A 20,539-nucleotide genomic window follows, 5' to 3' on the forward strand; every position below is an offset into this window, starting at 1 on the left:
CCACGCCGGCCCATCACACGCCCCCTAGCCCCGCCGACATCCGCCCTGCCCCAGGCTTCTGGCCCTTTTAACCCCTCACGGCGTCCTCCGCAACACGGGAACACAAAACCCCGACCGCGAGACGCGGCCGGGGTCTGCTCGGTTTCCGGTGTCGGAACTCACGAACCCGTGGGCACGGAGTCAGTCGCCTCCGTCCACAGATCCTGCTCGGCGCGATCCGCCTGGATCTGGCGGTACACGAGGAGCCCGCCGATGGCGGCCAGTGCGACCAGGAGAAGCTTCTTCACCGCGCTACCTCGTCTTTCCTTGACGTTGGGGACCTCTGGCGCCCGACTATACACACCGACCGATACCGATCGGTGACCTGCGTCGGCTCCTCAACTCCCGCCCTCGACAGCTCATTAGCGAGCGCGGAGGGAAGCGGATCACACTCTCGGATCGGAGGGTGATCAGATCTCCACAGACGGTGATTCCACCGTCTTTCTTGTGTTTTCAGCTCTTTTCTCACGTCTTGCGCCCATACGAGTGGTGTTCATCGGAACATCGCCTCGCCACGAGCGTCGGTCCACCACTTCGATCCCCCCATACACATGATGAGCAATGTACGCAAATCGCCCAACCCGAAAGTGAGGGGACATGCGCGAGAACCGAGTCATGAAGCTGTGGGCCGCCGTCGTCAGCGCCTTCCTCGCGCTGTGCACGGCGCTCGGCTTCGCCACGACGACCGCCACGCCGGCAGTAGCGCAGACCGAGCCGACCCGCAACAGCGACGAGACCGAGGGCGCCGTACGCGCGAACGTGAGCGTGCCGCAGGCGACTCCACGGCCCTGGCTCCCCGCGATGTCCCTACCGCCCACGATGAAGCAGCGCATCCGCGCCGAGGCACACGGCAAGTCCCCCAACTGCCGCCACATCCCCCTCCCTGAGGACGAGCAGCCCGCCGAGCACACCGAGGCCGCCTGCGACCCCGAGGAGCCCCCGCCGTCCCTCAGCAAACTGGTCCCGCTGCAGCGCTGATCCTCTTGCTCCACCCCCTGATCCTCCTGTTCCACCCTGATCCTTCTCTCTGCTCCATCCCCTCACGACCGACCACCCCATGACGGCGAACGCGCGTACACCGCAGACACCGGGCCCGGCAGCTCCCCAGGAGCCACCGGGCCGCCGTCGCGCCCACAGCCGGGCACACCGGAAGCAGGGTCTCTCACTCGCGGTGAAATGACGTCGGCCGGGAACCATCCCAGCCGTATTGACGTGCAGGTATGGGGAGTTGCCGGGGCACGGCCCCGCGCCCGGACCCGACCGCACAGGCCGACGGATGAAGACGAGTACGGACCACATGGACGCGATCCACGATGACGTGGCGGAGTTCGCGCTGCTGCTGACGCGGCTGAAGGAGCGCACAGACCGCAGCTACGCGGCGCTGGCCCGCCGCCTGGGCATGAACGCCTCCACGCTGCACCGCTACTGCTCCGGCGAGGCGGTCCCCCTGGACTTCACCGGGATCGAGCGGTTCGCAGCGCTCTGCGGAGCCTCAGCCCAGGAACGCGTCGAGTTGCACCGCCGATGGATCCTGGCGGTCGCGGCACGGCAGCGGTCCCGCCCCGCCACCGCCCGACCGACGCCGAAGCCCCACGGCACGACTCCGGCCCCCTCCGAGGACGCCAGCAGCACAGCGCACGAGGCACCGACAGACCCGATTCCGGAGCCTGAGCCGGCCCCAGCGGTCATCTCCGGGCCGGATCCGGCCTCACCGACCCCTGCGCTCCCGGCACCGACGTCATCGGCCGCCAGTCGGCCTCCTGCCGGGCGCGAGCGACGACGCTCCGTGCGATCGACGGCCCTGACGGCCGTACTCGCCGTCGCGCTCGCCGGCCTCACCGCATCCGCCGCCGAACGCCCTGTCGGCGACGGCAGACCGTCCGCGTCCGCCCCCACCACGCCCGCACCCCCAGCCCCGCCCAGAGCGGGCGGCGGCCCGCCATCCGCCGCCGGACCCCCTTCCGCCACGGGCGCGCAGTCGCCCCTTGCCCCCACCACATCGGCGCCCGCCACCCCCGGCCCCTCGACGCCGGCCACCATCGGCCGGATCAGCCCGCGTGAGACCCGGCCGGGCGCCGACGAGGCCCCACCACAGGTCCCTCTCACCTGGACGGCCGACGCCCAGCTCTGGCAGAGCGAATGCGACCACCAATACGTCATCGCCAAGCCACCGCGGCAGGTCCCACCGCCGCCTGCCCCGACGGACGCCAGGGTGTGGGCCGCGTCCCAGGAAGCGGTGCACGGACGCACCACCGATCTGCGGATCTCGGTGCAGGGACGCGGTTCCGCCGCCGTCGTCCTGGAGGCATTGCGTGTGCGCATGGCCCACCGCACCACCCCCGCGGACCGCCGGGGCATCGCCTACTCCACGTACGAGGGCTGCGGCTCCATCCTCATCCCCCGCTACTTCCACGTCGACCTCGACGCGCAACGCCCCCTGGCCCGTCCGATGCCCGGCAACGATCCGGACAGACCCTCCCCCGCGATCGACTTCCCCTACCGGGTGTCCCTGCGGCAGCCGGAGGTCCTTTTGCTCTCCGCGCGCACCGTGTCCTGCACCTGCGACTGGTACCTCGAACTCGACTGGTCCTCCCAGGGCCGCACCGGCACGGTACGCATCGACGACCACGGCCGCCCGTTCCGCACCACCAGCGTCGAGGGACTGCCCCACTACTGGTACCGCAACCCCCACGGCTGGATCCCCATGACCATCGCCGACGACAAGTCGGAAACCGGAGACCGAGGAACGTCACAAGACCCCCTGACCGATGGTCCGGGGGTCTCTGCGCTGGTTCACTGAGGTCCGGTGCCCGACCGCTATGTTCGTGCTTGTCGGTGTCAGCCGCTGGTGTCAGCCGCCGCACGTGGCCTTGACAAGGACCGCCCCACGGCCAGGAGCTCGGACCGCCTCACGATGCCCTGTCAAAGCCTCTTCCACCACCCGCCGCCGAGAGCTTGGAACGGCCCACGGACAGGCCCGACGACTCAGTATCGGAAGCGTGCGGTATCGCCGCTGATCCTCAGCAGGAAGTCTCTGATGATCTCGCCCCCACGCTCGGGCACCAATTCGAGGCCAAGCGCGTAGATCGCCTCGTCAGCCTCGATGGCCGCCTCCTGGTCCTTCCGCTCCCATGCAGCCCGAGATGCGTCAATGAACGGCTTGAGGGCCGACCAGCCGGCTGAGGGCTCGAACCGGCAGTCGGTCCAGAACATATCGACGGCTTCGAGTGTGAGGACACCGACGACCTCATGACCTCGACGCAACCGCCAGACCTGGTCTGCCATCACGGCCCCCCTTCCTAGCAGGCCCTGTCGACCGCCTGCCGCCTGACTGTGGTCCTGCCTTCATGGGCACCCCTGAAGAACTCGCCGCTCATGAGGCCACGAAGCTGGATCAACAGAAAGGCAATGATCAGGCAGAGTGCGGCTGATGTCACCCGTAGATGCCGAAGACCCCCAACCATGATGGATTGGGGGTCTTCGTACTGGTGGGGCTAACAGGATTTGAACCTGTGGCCTCATCCTTATCAGGGATGCGCTCTAACCAACTGAGCTATAGCCCCGCCGCGCTCTGCGGGGTGTGTCCCGCGCGCTGACTCCTGAAGATTAGCGCACGACGTGGGCAGTCCCAAAATCCGTTCCCGTGGGACCGTGCGCGGAGGTTTGGAGCGGCCTCCGCGCGTGTCGTCACTCGTCCTCGGCCAGCGTCAGCTCGATGCCGCCGACGAAGCCGGCGGAGATGTTGTAGATGAACGCGCCGAGCGTCGCGAGGGCCGTCGCGAGGACGACGTCGATGACCGCGATGATCGACGTGAACATCAGGACGTGGGGGAGGGACAGGAACGACTGGAGGTCGAAGCCGTTCGACTCGGTCGACCCGGTGGCCTCGGAGATGGTGCCGCCGACCGTCGAGAAGACGCCCATCGCGTCCATGACCATCCACAGGACGGCGGCCGCGACGATCGTGCAGATGCCCAGCGCGATGGAGAGCAGGAAACTGACCTTCATCACCGACCACGGGTCGGCCTTGGACACCCGCAGACGCGCCTTGCGGACACGGGGCGTGGTGCGGGCGCCCGTCCTCGGGCGGCGCGCCGCGTCGGCCTGGCTCTGCGAGGCGTAGGCCTGCGGCGGGTGGTAGGGCGCGGCGGCCTGCTGGGACTGTCGCTCGCCGGGCAGCGGGGAGGCCGTCTGACGGCTCTCCGCCCCGCCCTGCGGCCGCGCCTTGCCGCCCGGTGCGGACGGGCCCGCTCCAGCCGCGTGCTGCTGGGTCTGCGGACCTCGGGTGTCCGTCACAGTTCCCCCCTGGGATCCATGCGTGTCGGGCGAGTGCGAGTCGTTCGTCGGCGGCTTGTCCGACGGCTTGATCGCCTTGAGGTTGGTCGTGTGCGGGTCGGTCGCCCGCGCGTCGGTCGAACGCGCGTCCTTCGCCCCCGCGGCGGAGCCACTGCCGCCGTCGTCCGATTCCTTGCCGGCGCCGCCGGTGGAAGGGCCGTCAGACGTACCGGCCGATGTACCGACCGAACCGGCGCCCGTGGCTCCGCTCACGATGACTCACTCCTCGTGCTACTCGGCCGAGGGCGCCTCACCCTCGTCCGTGCCGGTGGGCGCGGCGTCATCGACGGTCTCGTCCACGGCAATGTCGCCGTCGACCTCCTCCGCCTCGCGCCCCGCCTCGGCGTTACGTGCGATGCCCACGACGGCATCGCGCTTGCCCAGGTTGATCAGTTGGACGCCCATGGTGTCACGGCCCGTCTCCCTGATCTCGTTGACTCGCGTACGAATCACACCGCCCGACAGCGTGATGGCGAGGATCTCGTCCGTCTCCTCGACCACCAGAGCGCCGACCAGTGAACCGCGGTCCTCGACGATCTTGGCGGCCTTGATGCCGAGGCCGCCGCGACCCTGGACGCGGTACTCGTCGACGGCGGTGCGCTTCGCGTACCCGCCGTCTGTGGCAGTGAACACGAACGTACCGGGTCGAACAACATTCATCGAGAGCAGCTCGTCCCCCTCACGGAAACTCATGCCCTTGACGCCCGAGGTGGCGCGGCCCATGGGACGCAGAGCGTCGTCCGTGGCGGTGAACCTGATCGACTGGGCCTTCTTGCTGATCAGAAGCAGATCGTCGTCGCTCGAAACCAGTTCGGCACCGATCAGTTCGTCGTCGGAACCGTCCTCCTGCTCGCGCAGATTGATCGCGATCACACCGCCGGAGCGGGGCGAATCGTAATCCTTCAGAGGTGTCTTCTTGACCAGGCCCGCCTTCGTGGCGAGCACAAGGTACGGCGCCGCCTCGTAGTCGCGGATGGCGAGGATCTCGGCGATCGCCTCGTCCGGCTGGAAGGCCAGCAGGTTCGCCACGTGCTGCCCGCGCGCGTCCCGACCGGCGTCCGGCAGCTCGTAGGCCTTGGCGCGGTACACCCGCCCCTTGTTGGTGAAGAACAGCAGCCAGTGGTGCGTGGTCGAGACGAAGAAGTGGTCGACGATGTCGTCTTCCTTGAGCTTCGTGCCCCGCACGCCCTTGCCGCCGCGCTTCTGCGAGCGGTAGTCGTCCGTCTTGGTGCGCTTGACGTAGCCGCCGCGCGTGATGGTGACGACGATGTCCTCTTCGGCGATCAGGTCCTCGATGGACATGTCACCCTCGAACGGCACCAGCTTGGTCTTGCGGTCGTCGCCGTACTTCTCGACGAGCGCGGCCAGTTCCTCGCTGACGATGCCGCGCTGACGGACCGGCGAGCCCAGGATCTGGTTGTACTCGTTGATCTTCGCCTGGAGCTCGTCGTGCTCTTGGACGATCTTCTGGCGCTCCAGGGCGGCCAGTCGCCGCAGCTGCATCTCCAGGATGGCGTTGGCCTGGATCTCGTCGATCTCCAGGAGGCCCATCAGGCCCGTGCGCGCCACGTCGACGGTCTCACTGCGCCGGATCAGCGCGATGACCTCGTCGATGGCGTCCAGGGCCTTCAGCAGGCCGCGCAGGATGTGCGCGCGCTCCTCCGCCTTGCGCAGCCGGAAGCGCGTACGGCGGACGATGACCTCGATCTGGTGCGCCACCCAGTGACGGATGAACGCGTCCAGGGAGAGCGTGCGCGGCACGCCGTCGACCAGCGCCAGCATGTTCGCGCCGAAGTTGGTCTGCAGGTCGGTGTGCTTGTAGAGGTTGTTCAGCACGACCTTGGCGACCGCGTCCCGCTTCAGGACGATGACCAGCCGCTGGCCGGTGCGCGAGGACGTCTCGTCGCGGACGTCCGCGATGCCGCCGATCTTGCCGTCCTTGACGAGGTCGGCGATCTTCTGCGCGAGGTTGTCGGGGTTGACCTGGTAGGGCAGCTCCGTGACCACCAGGCACTGGCGGTTCTGGATCTCCTCCACCTCGACCACCGCGCGCATGGTGATCGAGCCGCGGCCCGTGCGGTAGGCCTCCTCGATGCCCTTGCGGCCCACCACCAGCGCGCCGGTCGGGAAGTCCGGGCCCTTGATGCGCTCGATCAGCGCCTCCAGGAGCTCCTCGTGCGAGGCCTCCGGGTTCTCCAGGTACCACTGGGCGCCGGCCGCGACCTCGCGCAGGTTGTGCGAGGGGATGTTGGTCGCCATACCGACCGCGATGCCCGCCGAGCCGTTGATCAGCAGGTTCGGGAACCGAGCCGGCAGGACGGTCGGCTCCTGGGAGCGGCCGTCGTAGTTGTCCGTGAAGTCGACGGTCTCCTCGTCGATGTCACGGACCATCTCCATCGACAGCGGCGCCATCTTGCACTCGGTGTACCGCATGGCCGCCGCCGGGTCGTTGCCCGGGGAGCCGAAGTTGCCGTTGGAGTCGACGAGCGGCATGCGCATCGACCACGGCTGCGCGAGGCGGACCAGCGCGTCGTAGATCGAGGAGTCACCGTGCGGGTGGTAGTTGCCCATGACGTCGCCGACCACGCGGGCGCACTTGTAGAAGCCGCGCTCGGGGCGGTAACCGCCGTCGTACATCGCGTAGAGCACGCGCCGGTGGACGGGCTTGAGGCCGTCCCGGACGTCCGGCAGCGCACGCGAGACGATGACGGACATCGCGTAGTCGAGGTAGGAACGCTGCATCTCCGTCTCGAGCCCGACGGGCTCGACACGCATCGCTACTTCGCCGCCCTGTTCAGGGGTGACGGGAGTGTTCTCGTCGGCCATTGCTGGTGAAGATCCTTCCCTGTGCGGTCAGCTGAGACCGACTCAGATGTCGAGGAAGCGGACGTCCTTGGCATTGCGCTGGATGAACGCGCGGCGGGCCTCTACGTCCTCGCCCATCAGGACCGAGAACAGGTCGTCGGCCTGGGCGGCGTCGTCGAGGGTGACCTGGCCGAGGACCCGGTGCTCCTGGTCCATGGTCGTCACCCGCAGCTCTTCGGCGTTCATCTCGCCCAGACCCTTGAAGCGCTGGATGGAGTCCTCACGGACGCGCTTGCCGCGCTGGCGGCCCATCTCGATCAGCGCGTCGCGCTCGCGGTCGGAGTAGGCGTACTCGACGTCGTCCCGGCCCCACTTGATCTTGTACAGGGGGGGACGCGAGAGGTACACGTGCCCGGCCTCGACCAGCGGCCGCATGAAGCGGAACAGGAAGGTCAGCAGCAGGGTGCTGATGTGCTGGCCGTCGACGTCGGCGTCCGCCATGAGGATGATCTTGTGATAGCGGAGCTTCTCGATGTCGAAGTCCTCGTGCACACCGGTGCCGAAGGCGGAGATCAGCGCCTGGATCTCCTGGTTCTGCAGGATCTTGTCGATCCTGGCCTTCTCGACGTTGAGGATCTTGCCGCGGATCGGAAGGATCGCCTGGTACTGCGGATTACGGCCCGACTTGGCCGAGCCGCCGGCCGAGTCGCCCTCCACGATGAAGATCTCGCACTTGGCGGGGTCGTTCGACTGGCAGTCGGAGAGCTTGCCCGGCAGGGACGCCGACTCCAGCAGCCCCTTACGGCGGGTCAGGTCGCGGGCCTTGCGGGCCGCCACGCGCGCGGTGGCCGCCTGGATGCCCTTGCGGATGATGTCCGCCGCCTCGACCGGGTTGCGGTCCAGCCAGTCCGTCAGGTGCTCGTAGACCGCCCGCTGGACGAAGGTCTTGGCCTCCGTGTTGCCCAGCTTGGTCTTCGTCTGGCCCTCGAACTGAGGCTCGCTCAGCTTGACCGAGATGATCGCCGTCAGACCCTCGCGGATGTCGTCGCCCGTGAGGTTGTCGTCCTTGTCCCGCAGCAGCTTCTTGTCACGCGCGTACTTGTTGATCAGGTTGGTCAGCGCCGAGCGGAAGCCCTCTTCGTGCGTACCGCCCTCGTGCGTGTGGATGATGTTCGCGAAGGAGTAGACGCCCTCGGTGTAGCTGCTGTTCCACTGCATCGCGACTTCGAGGGACAGGTGCTTGTCCTTGTCCTCCGCCTCGAGGTCGATGACCGAGGGGTGCACCACGTCTCCCTTGCGGGAGTTGAGGTACTTCACGAAGTCGACGATGCCGCCCTCGTAGTGGTAGTCGACCGACTTGACCTCGGCCCGCTCGTCCGCGCCCGCCTCGTCCGCGCCGGACGTCGCCTTCGCCGACTCGCGCTCGTCGGTGAGCCTGATCCTCAGGCCCTTGTTGAGGAACGCCATCTCCTGGAAGCGCCGCGAGAGCGTCTCGAAGGAGTAGTCGGTGGTCTCGAAGATGTCCGGGTCGGCCCAGAACGTGACCGAGGTTCCGTGCTCCTCGGTGGCCTCGTGCTTGGCCAGCGGGGCCGTCGGGACGCCGAGCTTGTAGTCCTGCGTCCAGCGGTAGCCGTCGGTCTTGACCTCCACGGCCACCTTGGTCGACAGGGCGTTCACCACGGAGACGCCCACGCCGTGCAGACCACCGGAGACCGCGTAGCCGCCGCCGCCGAACTTGCCGCCCGCGTGCAGCACGGTGAGCACGACCTCGACGGCCGGCTTCCCCTCGGAGGGGACGATGCCGACCGGGATGCCACGGCCGTTGTCGACGACCCGCACCCCGCCGTCGGGGAGGATCGTCACGTCGATGGTGTCCGCGTGGCCCGCCAGCGCCTCGTCGACGGAGTTGTCGACGACCTCCTGCACCAGGTGGTGCAGGCCGCGCTCACCGGTCGAACCGATGTACATACCGGGTCGCTTGCGGACCGCGTCCAGACCCTCGAGGACGGTGATGGCGCTGGCGTCGTAGGAGGCGGTGACCTCACCGCCTGAGACGGTGACCACGCTGCTCACGCCGGCGTCGGTGGACGGGATGTTCTCGTTGGGGTTGCCGGAATCGGCCACGAAGCGCCCTTTCTGGCACAGCACGAGCCGAACTCCTGGGGGTCCCCTCCCCTTGGGGGGCGGTTCGCCGGAGCGGCTGCGGCATGTTGCGTCGGTAAGCCTTGATCAGCGTTGCTCAGCTTCTCCCGGGCGGTCCCCACGATTGGGGCGGGATTGGCTTCCAGTCTACCGGTAGCGCCGACAGTGATGGGGGTTTGCCGGTACCTGAGTACCCATGTGCCGCCCTCAACCGGTCTCGGCCGGGTCCCCATATGCGGAGCGGGGCTCCAAGAGGCTCACAGCGGCACTCAGCGCTTCCAGGTGTCAACCCTTGGCTATCGGGAAGTCAGGTGCGTATTCGCCACTGTGTACGGGCGATTCGAGCCCATTGCCCCCTGTGAACGCGGACGGGGGGCCGTGAAGGAGCTCCCGTCCGCGGCCGCCCGCAGCGACGGGCCCCGCGCTCCGCGCGGCCGGCCCCACCGCCACCACGTGATGCAGATCACCCGTAGGTGTCGCCCGGACCCGTGCTGCCCGGAGCCCTCAGCGGGCCGTAACGGCGTGCCGGACCGCCGGGCCCCTGCACCTTGATCAGCTTGACCCTGCCGTGTCCCAGGTCCTCGTTGAGACGGGCCACCAGCGTCGGCGCGAGCAACCGCAGGTTGGTCGCCCAGGCCGTGGAGTCGCAGCGCACGAACAGCACGCGCTCGTCCTCGTCGTACCGCTCGGGCACACAGTGCTTCGCGACGTCCTCGCCGACGATCTGCGGCCAGCGGCCCATCACCCCGCCCACCGCGGCCGGCGCCTCCCAGCCCCGCTCGGTGAGCAGCCGGTTGATCGCGGCGCCGAGCGCCATGGGATCCCGTCCGTCCGCACGCGCACCCGACCGCAGCCCGCCCCCGCGCCGGGCCTGCTTCTTCTGCTGCGCCACTTCCCCACGCGCGCGTGCCTGTTCCCGCGCCGCCCGCAACGCCACACGCGCGAGGTCGACGCCGGACGGCTCGGCCGCCTTCTTCGTCGCGGGCTCGTCCGCGGTCATACGCGCTCCACCGTCCCCTCGGACACGGAGTACCGCGCTCCCGCGAGCACATGCGGCACGTCGTCGTCGACCGCGGCCGTCACCAGCACCTGCTCGCCGGGAGCGACCAGTTCCGCCAGCCGCTCCCGACGACGGGCGTCCAGCTCGGCGAAGACGTCGTCGAGGACCAGCACCGGCTCGTTGCCCTCGGCGCGCAGCAGATCGTAGGAGGCCAGGCGCAGGGCGAGCGCGTAGGACCAGGACTCGCCGTGGGAGGCGTAGCCCTTGGCGGGCAGCTGACCGAGCTTGAGCACCAGGTCGTCCCGGTGGGGTCCCACCAGGGTGACGCCGCGCTCCACCTCCTGCTTGCGGGCGTCGGCGAGCGCGGCCATCAACTGGTCGTAGAGGTGTTCGCGGGTGTGCGCCTCGCCCGGGGCCGACGGCTTGTACTCCAGGGCGACCGGCCCGCCTCCGGGGGCCAGTTGTTCGTACGCCTTGTCGGCGAGCGGCTGGATCGCGGCGACCAGGTCGAGCCGCTGGGCGAGCAGCTCGGCGCCCACGCGCGCGAGATGCTGGTCCCAGACGTCGAGCGTGGACAGATCCATCGAGCGCCCACCGTGCCGACGGGCCAGCGCGGCCGACTTCAGCAGGGTGTTGCGCTGCTTGAGCACGCGTTCGTAGTCGGAGCGCACGCCCGCCATGCGCGGGGAGCGGGCGGTGACCAGCTCGTCCAGGAAGCGCCGCCGCTCCCCGGGGTCGCCCTTGACCAGGGCGAGGTCCTCCGGCGCGAACAGCACCGTCCGGACGATCCCCAGCACGTCTCGGGGCTTCACCTGCGAGGACCGGTTGATACGGGCGCGGTTGGCCTTGCCCGGGTTCAGCTCCAGCTCGACCAACTGCTGTCGCTCGCCCTGGCGGACCTGCGCCCGGATGACCGCGCGGTCGGCGCCCATGCGGACCAGGGGCGCGTCCGTGGAGACGCGGTGGCTGCCGAGGGTGGCGAGGTAGCCCACCGCCTCGACCAGGTTCGTCTTGCCCTGCCCGTTGGGGCCGACGAAGGCCGTGACCCCCGGGTCGAGCGGGACCTCGACCCGGGGATAGGAGCGGAAGTCGGCCAGCGACAGGTGCGTGACGTGCATGTCGTTTCGCCGACCTCCCGCGGCGTTGTGGACCGCTCACACGGCCCTGTGGATCGTTCCGTCCGTCGTGCTGCCCTGGTTCCTGCGGCCCGGGGCTACTTCTTCGCCGACTCCACGGCGTGGCCGCCGAACTGGTTGCGCAGCGCGGCGATCATCTTCATCTGCGGGGAGTCGTCCTGGCGGGAGGCGAACCGCGCGAACAGGGAGGCCGTGATGGCCGGGAGCGGCACCGCGTTGTCGATGGCGGCCTCCACGGTCCAGCGGCCCTCGCCGGAGTCCTGCGCGTAGCCGCGCAGCTTGTCCAGGTGCTCGTCCTCGTCGAGGGCGTTGACCGCCAGGTCCAGCAGCCAGGAGCGGATGACCGTGCCCTCCTGCCAGGAACGGAAGACCTCGCGCACGTCGGTGACCGAGTCGACCTTCTCCAGCAGCTCCCAGCCCTCGGCGTAGGCCTGCATCATCGCGTACTCGATGCCGTTGTGGACCATCTTGGCGAAGTGGCCGGCGCCGACCTTGCCGGCGTGCACCGAGCCGAAGTCGCCCTCCGGCTTCAGGGCGTCGAAGACCGGCTGCACCTTGGCGACGTTCTCCGCGTCGCCGCCGTACATCAGGGCGTAGCCGTTCTCCAGGCCCCAGACGCCTCCGGAGACGCCGCAGTCGACGAAGCCTATGCCCTTGGCGGCCAGCTCCTCGGCGTGCTTCTCGTCGTCCGTCCAGCGGGAGTTGCCGCCGTCCACGACGACGTCGCCCGGCTCCAGCAGCTCGGCGAGTTCGTCGATCGTCGACTGGGTGGCGGCGCCGGCCGGGACCATCACCCACACCACGCGCGGGCCCTCGAGCTTGCCCACCAGTTCTTCGAGGCTGTGGACGTCGGCGAGGTCCGGGTTCCGGTCGTATCCGATGACGGTGTGGCCGGCGCGGCGGATCCGCTCGCGCATGTTGCCGCCCATCTTGCCGAGGCCGACGAGACCGAGCTCCATCAGTTGTTCCTTAGGTCGCTGTGTGGCGTGTGGGGCACCTTCGTACCCATGTCCGAGCCTAAACCCGGACGGTCGTGCACAGCTGTGGGCGTACGCGCTCAGACGTACGCCCTCACCTGCGACTTCTCCCCACAGGCCCACCCGGTTGTCCACCGACTGTGGACAACCGGGCCGGACCATGACGCCGGCCCGAGAACCGGCCGCCGAAGGCCCGGCTCAGCCGCTGAGCCGCACCGGCATGATCAGGTACTTGTAGGCGTCGTCCGCCTCGGCGTCCAGCGCCGGCTTGCCGCTCAGCAGGGCGGGCTTCGTGGACGTCGTGAACGACAGCTGGGCCACCGGCGAGTCGATGGCGCTCAGACCGTCCAGCAGGAAGGTCGGGTTGAACGCGATCGAGATGTCGTCGCCCTCCAGCTGGGCGTCGACCCTCTCCACAGCCTGTGCGTCGTCACTGGAGCCGGCCTCGAGGATGAGCACGCCCTGCTCGAAGCTGAGCCGCACCGGGGTGTTGCGCTCGGCGACCAGAGCCACACGCTTGACGGCCTCCACGAAGGGGGCGGTCTCGATCACGGCGACGGAGTTGAACTCGGTCGGGAACAGCGTGCGGTACTTCGGGAGGTCGCCCTCCAGGAGGCGGGTCGTCGTGCGCCGGCCCGCGCCCTCGAAGCCGATCAGGCCCTCGCCGGAGCCCGAGCCGGACAGCGCCAGCGTGACGCTGTCGCCGCTCGTGAGGGCCTTGGCGGTGTCCAGGAGCGTCTTGGCGGGCACCAGGGCGACCGCGGAGGCGTCCGGGTTCTCCGGCTTCCACAGGAACTCGCGGACCGCGAAGCGGTAGCGGTCGGTGGAGGCCAGCGTCACCGTGTCGCCCTCGATCTCGATGCGCACACCGGTGAGGACGGGCAGTGTGTCGTCGCGGCCGGCGGCGATGGCGACCTGGGCGGCCGCGGAGGCGAAGACCTCGCCGGGGACCGTGCCCGTGGCGTTCGGCATCTGCGGCAGCGACGGGTACTCCTCCACAGGCAGTGTGTGGAGGGTGAACCGCGAGGATCCGCAGACCACCGTCGCCCGTACACCGTCTGTGGAGATCTCCACCGGACGGTTGGGCAGCGCGCGGCAGATGTCGGCGAGCAGGCGGCCCGAGACGAGGACCGTGCCCTCCTCCTCCACCTCGGCCTCCACGGACACCCGTGCGGAGACCTCGTAGTCGAAGCTGGACAGGCTCAGCGCGCCGTCGTCGGCCTTCAGGAGCAGGCCGGCGAGGACAGGCGCCGGCGGACGGGCCGGGAGGCTGCGCGCCGCCCAGGCAACGGCCTCCGCGAGTACGTCGCGTTCCACCCGGATCTTCACTCTTGCCGCCTCCTGCTGTTGCCGGCGCTTCTCGCCCTGCCTGGCCTTCGTCGTCTGTCTCGGTGTCGTCGGCCCCCGAGAGGGGAAGGACCACCGGGGACCAGTCTGACGCACGGCACTGACAGTAGGTGCCGCTCGGGGTCAAGTCGTGACGAGGGGCAGCCGGACGCCGAAGGGCGAGTTGTGCACAGGACCCCCTTCGAAACGGATTCCTCGCTCTCTCTAGTCGGGAGTAGTAGTAGGGCCTGTGGAAACCGTGGATAACCCCGTTTCCGCAGCTCAGGGGCGATATTTTATCCACCGACCCTGTGGGCGGAGGCGGTGGATAACCGGGCCCGTCTGTGGAGAAAGAAAAGTTCTGCACACACCGTGCACAGGGAGGGCCGAGTTCTCCCCAGCTGCGTCCCCAGGTTTCGCTGTCTTTCCCACAGGGCGCCCCGGCAGCTTCGTGTGACGGCTTTCACTCGACGCAGTGATCAGGCGCGGCAGGTTGCCGAACAGTGGAGATCCATGTGGAGAAGCCGCCCCAGGCTGGGGAAAACCGGCCGAAGTCTGTGGGTTGTCGGTGGACAAGTCCGTCCACAGGGTGGGGACCATCACGTTGTCCACAGTCTGTGGAAATCCTTCGTCCACGAATCCACAGCCACATGACCTGCTCTGATGGTCCCTCAACAGGGCCGCCTGTGGACGCTATCGGGGAAAACTCCCCAGTCCCCAGGCTGTGGAGGGGAAAAAGTCGCCGAATCTGTGGACGAAGGCCGTAACCCGGCTGGTAATCGAACAGCGGATGACACGAGCACGAAGAAGGGCGCCCCGGGGATCGGTCCCCGGGGCGCCCTGGAAGGCACCGGTCGCGGCTCGGACAGGCCCTGGGTCAGCCGGCCTTGATGCGGTTGGTCAGCTCGGTCACCTGGTTGTAGATGGAGCGTCGCTCGGCCATCAGGTTGCGGATCTTGCGGTCCGCGTGCATGACCGTGGTGTGGTCGCGGCCGCCGAACAGCGCGCCGATCTTCGGCAGCGACAGGTCGGTCAGCTCGCGGCACAGGTACATGGCGATCTGCCGCGCCGTGACCAGCTGACGGCCCCGCGAGCTGCCGCACAGGTCCTCGACGGTCAGCCCGAAGTAGTCCGCCGTGGCACCCATGATGGCCGTGGAGGTGATCTCGGGCGCCGAGTCCTCGCCGCCCGGCATGAGGTCCTTCAGGACGATCTCCGTCAGCCCCAGGTCCACCGGCTGACGGTTGAGCGACGCGAACGCCGTCACCCTGATCAGCGCGCCCTCCAGCTCGCGGATGTTGCGCGAGATCCGCGAGGCGATGAACTCCAGCACCTCCGGCGGGGCGTTGAGCTGCTCCTGCACCGCCTTCTTGCGCAGGATCGCGATGCGCGTCTCCAGCTCGGGCGGCTGCACGTCGGTGATCAGGCCCCACTCGAAACGGTTCCGCAGCCGGTCCTCCAGCGTGACCAGCTGCTTGGGCGGCCGGTCGCTGGACAGCACGATCTGCTTGTTGGCGTTGTGGAGCGTGTTGAAGGTGTGGAAGAACTCCTCCTGCGTCGACTCCTTGTCCGCGAGGAACTGGATGTCGTCGACGAGCAGGATGTCCATCTCGCGGTAGCGCTTGCGGAAGCTGTCGCCCTTGCCGTCGCGGATGGAGTTGATGAACTCGTTGGTGAACTCCTCGGAGCTCACGTACCGCACGCGCGTGCCCGGGTAGAGGCTGCGCGCGTAGTGCCCGATCGCGTGCAGCAGATGGGTCTTGCCGAGGCCCGACTCCCCGTAGATGAAGAGGGGGTTGTACGCCTTGGCGGGGGCCTCGGCGACGGCGACCGCGGCCGCGTGCGCGAAGCGGTTGGACGCGCCGATGACGAAGGTGTCGAAGAGGTACTTGGGGTTCAGCCGCGCGGTCGGCTCACCCGGACCGCCGGCCGGCGCGGACTGCGCCGCCGACGGGCCGGACCCGCCGGCGCCGGGCTGGCCGGGGCCCATCGGACCGCCGCGATGCGGATGCCCCGCGCCGCCGGACGGCTCGGGCAGCTCACGCCGCGCGGGATCGCGCTGGTCGTACTCGGGGCGCTGCGGTTCGTACTCCCCGCGCGTGGGCTCGTACTCCGGGCGCTTCTGGTCGTAGGGCGACGCGTCGTAGGGCGGTCGCTCCATCTTCTGTGGGCGGTAGTCCTGGGGGGACGAGCCGTAGCCGTCCTGGGCGGACGACGAGCCGTAGGAGTCCTGACCGGAGGGACCGTAGGAGTCCTGGGACGGCGACGCGTACGGGTCTCTGTCGGGGAAACCGAGGCGCTGCTGCTGCCAGCCGTAGTCGTCCTGCGTGGCCCGCGGCCAGGCACCGGGTTCGGGGCGCTGGTACTCCGAGGGGTACGCGGGGCGGGCGGTGGGCAGCGGGTCCTGCCGGGAGGCGTGCTCGCCGGGACCGCCCTGGCCGCCGGCGCCGCCGTGTCCGCCGGGGGTCTGCTCCGAGCGGTGCCGGCCGTAGCCGTCGTACTGGTTGTCGTACGGGCTGTCGTACTGGCCGGGCTGACGCTCCGGCTCCTCGTAACGCGATGCCGTCGGCGCCGCGGGCTCGCCGACGGAGTCGTCCACGGTGATCGCGATGCGGATGGGGCGGCCGCACTCGCGGCTCAGCGTCTCGCTGACGATCGGGGCGAGCCGGCCTTCCAGCACGGTCTTCGCGAACTCGTTCGGTACGGCGAGCAGGGCGGTGTCGGCCACCAGTGCCAGCGGCTGGCAGCGCCGGATCCAGCGCTCGTCCTTCGTCTCGACGCCCTGGCCTCGACCGTTGCTGAGGAGGTGCTCCAGTACGCGTGGCCACACTGCGGCAAGATCGGCAGGTACGTCAGCCACAGGGCACGCTCTCTCGCAGGTCCCACGAACGGGTGACGGTGGGACGGATCGGGATTCACATCGGACGGGGTCAGGGTCCAGGGAAAGAATCGGAGTCCAGCCACGGTAGTCAGCGCGGCCGGTACGGTTCAAGTTGTTGTCCCCAGGCTGTGGACAGTGTCGCCCGGTGGCCCCTGGTTTGACCGGATGGCGTAGCCCCGCGTACCGTAACCAGGTCGAGTTGTCGATGGCTGCTGCCGCCTGCCTCCGATGGGCACAGATCGCGTCAGGTGATCGGGAAGCGGTGCACTCGGGCGTTAACGGGAGCTACTCGTGGGCGCACGGTGACAGCCAGGACGGCACCCCGCCACTACCGAGCGATTTCTGGAGCCCCCGAGTGAGCAAGCGCACCTTCCAGCCGAACAACCGTCGTCGCGCGAAGACCCACGGCTTCCGGCTGCGTATGCGTACCCGTGCCGGCCGCGCGATCCTCGCGTCCCGCCGCAGCAAGGGTCGCGCCCGTCTGTCCGCCTGATCCCGGTCAGGTCATGCCGTCGTGCTGCCCACCGAGAACCGGCTGAGGCGGCGCGAAGACTTCGCGACCGCGGTACGCCGAGGCCGTCGGGCCGGACGCCCGACTCTCGTCGTCCACTTTCGAAGCGGTGCCACGGACCCGCACGCGCCTGGGGAGAGCGCTCCCCCGACGCGTGCGGGTTTCGTCGTGAGCAAGGCTGTGGGCGGGGCGGTCGTACGCAACGCCGTGAAGCGCAGACTGCGTCATCTGATGCGCGATCGAGTCGCCCTTCTGCCCCCCGGTAGCCTGGTAGTCGTACGGGCGCTGCCCGGCGCGGGCGACGCCGACCACGCACAGCTGGCCCAAGACCTCGATGCCGCCCTACAGCGGCTACTGGGAGGGGGCGCGCGATGAAGTACCCGCTGCTGGCCCTGATCAAGCTGTACCAGTGGACGATCAGTCCGCTGCTCGGGCCGGTGTGCAAGTACTACCCCTCGTGCTCCCACTACGGCTACACGGCCATCGACCGGCACGGTGCGATCAAGGGAACGGCGCTCACCGCCTGGCGCATCCTGCGGTGCAACCCGTGGTCGCTGGGGGGTGTGGACCATGTCCCGCCGCGGAAGCGTCCGCGGTGGCACGAAATGCTGCGCGACGCCTGGCGTGCACGCAGGGGCGGGACCTCCGCCGCCTCAACGGCCACCGAAGAGAGTCATCCTTCGAGTCCGGCCGCAGAGACCTCGTCCCATGCCCAAGGAGCATGATTAGTGGACACGATTGCCAGCCTCTTCAGCTTCATCACGACACCTGTCTCCTGGGTCATCGTCCAGTTCCACACGGTGTACGGCGCCGTCTTCGGCCCTGACACCGGATGGGCCTGGGGTCTGTCCATCGTGTCCCTGGTGATCCTGATCCGAATCTGCCTGATCCCGCTCTTCGTGAAGCAGATCAAGGCGACGCGGGCCATGCAGACGCTGCAGCCCGAGATGAAGAAGATCCAGGAGCGCTACAAGAACGACAAGCAGCGCCAGTCCGAAGAAATGATGAAGCTGTACAAGGAGACGGGCACCAATCCGCTCTCCTCGTGCCTTCCCATCCTGGCGCAGTCCCCGTTCTTCTTCGCCCTCTACCACGTGCTCAACGGCATCGCCAACGGCGAGACCATCGGCGTGATCAACCAGAGCCTGCTGGAGAGCGCGCAGAAGGCGCACATCCTCGGCGCGCCGTTGGCCGCCAAGTTCACCGACAGCTCCTCGGACCTCGCAGCGCTCGACGCCTCGCCGACCAGTGTGCGCATCGTCACCGCGTTCATGATCGTGCTGATGTCGGCCTCGCAGTTCTTCACCCAGCGCCAGCTGATGACGAAGAACGTCGACACCACGGTGAAGACTCCGTTCATGCAGCAGCAGAAGATGCTGATGTACGTCTTCCCCGTCATGTTCGCCGTCTTCGGCATCAACTTCCCGGTCGGTGTCCTCGTCTACTGGCTGACCACCAACGTGTGGACCATGGGCCAGCAGATGTACGTCATCCACAACAACCCGACCCCGGGTTCCAAGGCTCAGGCCGCGTACCTGGAGCGTCTGTACAAGTCCGTCACGCACCACGGCAAGACGCGCCGCCGCAGCGAGAAGACGATCGTCAAGGCCATCGTCGCCAAGGGCCGCGACCGCAACGAGTACGAGCGCAAGTTCATCAACGGCCTGAGCAAGGTGGGCCTCGTGGCCCAGGCCGACGGCACCGTGGTGAAGGGCGAAGCCCAGACCGCCACCCTCACCGAGGACGGCACGCCCACCAGCGCGGCGGCCGCCCGGCGTCAGCAGCCCAAGCGCCAGACCAAGTCCCAGCGCCAGACCACAAGCCCGAAGGCGGCCGGCGAGACCACCACCTCGTTGACCAAGTCCGACGAGCCGCAGGACGCCGAAACCACCGGCCCCGCCAAGCCGAAGCCCGGCTCCGCCGGCCGCAGCAAGGCTCAGTCCGGTCAGCGCAAGGGCGGTCCGCAGCGCCCCAAGTCCCCCTCCAAGAAGTAAGAAGGAGCCCATCCCGTGACGGAAGGCACCACCTCCGCCGCCGCCGAGGGTGCAGACACCCTCACCCGCCTGGAGCAGGAGGGCGAGATCGCGGCGGACTACCTCGAGGGTCTGCTGGACATCGCCGATCTCGACGGCGACATCGACATGGACGTCGAAGCCGACCGCGCCTCGGTGTCGATCATCAGCGACGCGGGCGGCCGCGAACTGCAGAAGCTGGTCGGCCGTGACGGCGAGGTGCTGGAGGCACTGCAGGAGCTGACGCGCCTGGCCGTGCACCGGGAGACCGGCGACCGCAGCCGGCTGATGCTGGACATCGCCGACTACCGCGCCACCAAGCGCACCGAGCTCTCCGAGCTTGGCGCCAAGGCCGCGATCGACGCGAAGAACAGCGGCGAGCCGGTGAAGCTCAGGCCGATGACCCCCTTCGAGCGCAAGGTCGTCCATGACGCGGTCAAGGCGGCCGGCCTGCGCAGCGAGTCCGAGGGCGAGGAGCCGCAGCGCTTCGTCGTCGTACTCCCCAACTGATCGGTACACCCGTTTTCACCGGCCCCGTCTGTCGCTCAGGCGGGGCCGGTCTTTGTCAGCCCTGGTAGTTCTGGTGGTCGGCGCTGAGCGCCGGTGCGGTACGGAAGGACGGTCCCCGTGACGGAGGCAGCGGAGCTCCCCCCTGCGCCCGAGCAGGCACGAGCGGTATTCGGTGATCGCTTCACGGATGCGGTCCGGTACGCCGAGCTGCTGGCTGAGGCAGGCGTGCGGCGTGGGCTCATCGGCCCACGCGAGGTGCCCCGGCTGTGGGAACGGCACCTGCTGAACTGCGCCGTGCTCTCGGAGGTCGTCCCCGAGGGGGTGACCGTGTGCGACGTCGGTTCCGGCGCCGGGCTGCCCGGCATCCCGCTGGCCCTGGTCCGCGAGGACCTGAAGATCACCCTGCTGGAGCCGCTGCTGAGGCGGACGACCTTCCTCACCGAAGCCGTCGAACTGCTGGGCCTGGACCATGTGACCGTCGTGCGCGGCCGCGCCGAGGAGCTCATGGGCAAGCTGCCGCCGGTGCATGTGGTGACCGCCCGTGCGGTGGCGCCACTGGACCGTCTGGCCACCTGGGGCATTCCCCTGCTACGCCCCTACGGTGAGATGCTCGCCCTCAAGGGCGATACGGCAGAGGAGGAGCTGAAGAGCGCGGCCACCGCGCTGAGCAAACTGGGCGCGGTCGGCACATCGATCCATCACGTCGGCGAAGGTGTGGTCGATCCGCTCTCCACGGTCGTGCGGGTCGAGGTCGGGGAGAGCCCGGGCGGTGTGCGGTTCGCTGCCAAGCGGGCCAAGGCCGCCCGCACAGGGCGCACGCGCCGCCGTCGCTGACTCGGGCAGGACGCAAGGCGTACTCCACACA

The 20,539-nt window shown here is 68.8% G+C and carries 18 protein-coding genes and 1 tRNA gene; 8 read left to right on the forward strand and 11 right to left on the reverse strand.

Annotation, left to right across the window (positions count from 1 at the left end):
* Positions 1-158: 158 nt before the first annotated feature.
* Positions 159-287, reverse strand: a complete 129-nt coding sequence (locus ACIOC0_RS09035) for a DLW-39 family protein (protein WP_003999697.1) — start codon at positions 285-287, stop codon at positions 159-161.
* Positions 288-636: 349 nt separating this feature from the next.
* Here ACIOC0_RS09035 and ACIOC0_RS09040 point away from each other — a divergent pair, with 349 nt between their 5' ends.
* Positions 637-1,017: a DUF6344 domain-containing protein gene (locus ACIOC0_RS09040; protein WP_351089866.1), complete on the forward strand. Its 381-nt coding sequence runs from the start codon at positions 637-639 to the stop codon at positions 1,015-1,017.
* A gap of 298 nt (positions 1,018-1,315) precedes the next feature.
* On the forward strand, positions 1,316-2,839 hold the full coding sequence (locus ACIOC0_RS09045; RefSeq protein ID WP_402153941.1) for a helix-turn-helix domain-containing protein: 1,524 nt from the start codon (positions 1,316-1,318) through the stop codon (positions 2,837-2,839).
* A 185-nt stretch (positions 2,840-3,024) separates the two neighbouring features.
* On the opposite strand, the gene ACIOC0_RS09050 is transcribed toward ACIOC0_RS09045, so the two are convergent.
* The 10 genes from ACIOC0_RS09050 to dnaA all read right to left on the reverse strand — a co-directional run bounded on the left by ACIOC0_RS09050 (position 3,025) and on the right by dnaA (position 16,620).
* Positions 3,025-3,324, reverse strand: a complete 300-nt coding sequence (locus tag ACIOC0_RS09050) for a hypothetical protein (protein WP_402153943.1) — start codon at positions 3,322-3,324, stop codon at positions 3,025-3,027.
* A 201-nt stretch (positions 3,325-3,525) separates the two neighbouring features.
* Positions 3,526-3,602, reverse strand: a tRNA-Ile gene (locus ACIOC0_RS09055).
* 124 nt (positions 3,603-3,726) lie between these two features.
* Positions 3,727-4,587 carry a DUF3566 domain-containing protein gene (locus ACIOC0_RS09060; protein ID WP_402153944.1) on the reverse strand — a complete coding sequence of 287 codons (861 nt, stop codon included), beginning with the start codon at positions 4,585-4,587 and terminating at the stop codon, positions 3,727-3,729.
* Positions 4,588-4,605: 18 nt separating this feature from the next.
* Complete coding sequence (gene gyrA / locus ACIOC0_RS09065) at positions 4,606-7,200, reverse strand: DNA gyrase subunit A (RefSeq protein WP_402153946.1); 2,595 nt, start codon at positions 7,198-7,200, stop codon at positions 4,606-4,608.
* A gap of 42 nt (positions 7,201-7,242) precedes the next feature.
* Entirely contained in the window at positions 7,243-9,303 is a 2,061-nt protein-coding gene (gyrB, locus tag ACIOC0_RS09070; protein ID WP_402154372.1) for a DNA topoisomerase (ATP-hydrolyzing) subunit B, read from the reverse strand.
* 481 nt (positions 9,304-9,784) lie between these two features.
* Complete coding sequence (locus tag ACIOC0_RS09075; RefSeq protein WP_402153948.1) at positions 9,785-10,321, reverse strand: DUF721 domain-containing protein; 537 nt, start codon at positions 10,319-10,321, stop codon at positions 9,785-9,787.
* A complete protein-coding gene (gene recF / locus ACIOC0_RS09080) occupies positions 10,318-11,439 on the reverse strand; it encodes a DNA replication/repair protein RecF (protein ID WP_402153950.1) in 1,122 nt (373 codons plus the stop codon). The genes ACIOC0_RS09075 and recF overlap by 4 nt, the downstream gene beginning before the upstream one ends.
* A gap of 95 nt (positions 11,440-11,534) precedes the next feature.
* Positions 11,535-12,416 (reverse strand): phosphogluconate dehydrogenase (NAD(+)-dependent, decarboxylating), encoded by an 882-nt coding sequence (gene gnd / locus ACIOC0_RS09085; protein ID WP_130439134.1) that lies wholly within the window; start codon positions 12,414-12,416, stop codon positions 11,535-11,537.
* Positions 12,417-12,632: 216 nt separating this feature from the next.
* Positions 12,633-13,763, reverse strand: a complete 1,131-nt coding sequence (dnaN, locus tag ACIOC0_RS09090) for a DNA polymerase III subunit beta (protein WP_130439136.1) — start codon at positions 13,761-13,763, stop codon at positions 12,633-12,635.
* Between the two features lie 874 nt (positions 13,764-14,637).
* Positions 14,638-16,620 (reverse strand): chromosomal replication initiator protein DnaA, encoded by a 1,983-nt coding sequence (dnaA, locus tag ACIOC0_RS09095; protein WP_402153952.1) that lies wholly within the window; start codon positions 16,618-16,620, stop codon positions 14,638-14,640.
* 376 nt (positions 16,621-16,996) lie between these two features.
* Here dnaA and rpmH point away from each other — a divergent pair, with 376 nt between their 5' ends.
* From rpmH to rsmG, 6 genes are all read left to right on the forward strand, one after another.
* Positions 16,997-17,134, forward strand: a complete 138-nt coding sequence (gene rpmH / locus ACIOC0_RS09100; RefSeq protein WP_003956500.1) for a 50S ribosomal protein L34 — start codon at positions 16,997-16,999, stop codon at positions 17,132-17,134.
* Between the two features lie 21 nt (positions 17,135-17,155).
* Complete coding sequence (gene rnpA, locus ACIOC0_RS09105; protein WP_130439140.1) at positions 17,156-17,527, forward strand: ribonuclease P protein component; 372 nt, start codon at positions 17,156-17,158, stop codon at positions 17,525-17,527.
* Complete coding sequence (gene yidD / locus ACIOC0_RS09110; RefSeq protein WP_130439142.1) at positions 17,524-17,877, forward strand: membrane protein insertion efficiency factor YidD; 354 nt, start codon at positions 17,524-17,526, stop codon at positions 17,875-17,877. Before rnpA ends, yidD begins: the two co-directional genes overlap by 4 nt.
* 3 nt (positions 17,878-17,880) lie before the next feature.
* Positions 17,881-19,146 carry a membrane protein insertase YidC gene (gene yidC / locus ACIOC0_RS09115; RefSeq protein WP_402153955.1) on the forward strand — a complete coding sequence of 422 codons (1,266 nt, stop codon included), beginning with the start codon at positions 17,881-17,883 and terminating at the stop codon, positions 19,144-19,146.
* A gap of 15 nt (positions 19,147-19,161) precedes the next feature.
* Complete coding sequence (locus ACIOC0_RS09120; protein ID WP_402153957.1) at positions 19,162-19,674, forward strand: protein jag; 513 nt, start codon at positions 19,162-19,164, stop codon at positions 19,672-19,674.
* A 117-nt stretch (positions 19,675-19,791) separates the two neighbouring features.
* Positions 19,792-20,508 carry a 16S rRNA (guanine(527)-N(7))-methyltransferase RsmG gene (rsmG, locus tag ACIOC0_RS09125; protein WP_402153959.1) on the forward strand — a complete coding sequence of 239 codons (717 nt, stop codon included), beginning with the start codon at positions 19,792-19,794 and terminating at the stop codon, positions 20,506-20,508.
* Positions 20,509-20,539 lie beyond the last annotated feature (31 nt).

Origin of the sequence: Streptomyces sp. NPDC088254 (assembly GCF_044740925.1) — a bacterium.
GTDB lineage: Bacteria > Actinomycetota > Actinomycetes > Streptomycetales > Streptomycetaceae > Streptomyces.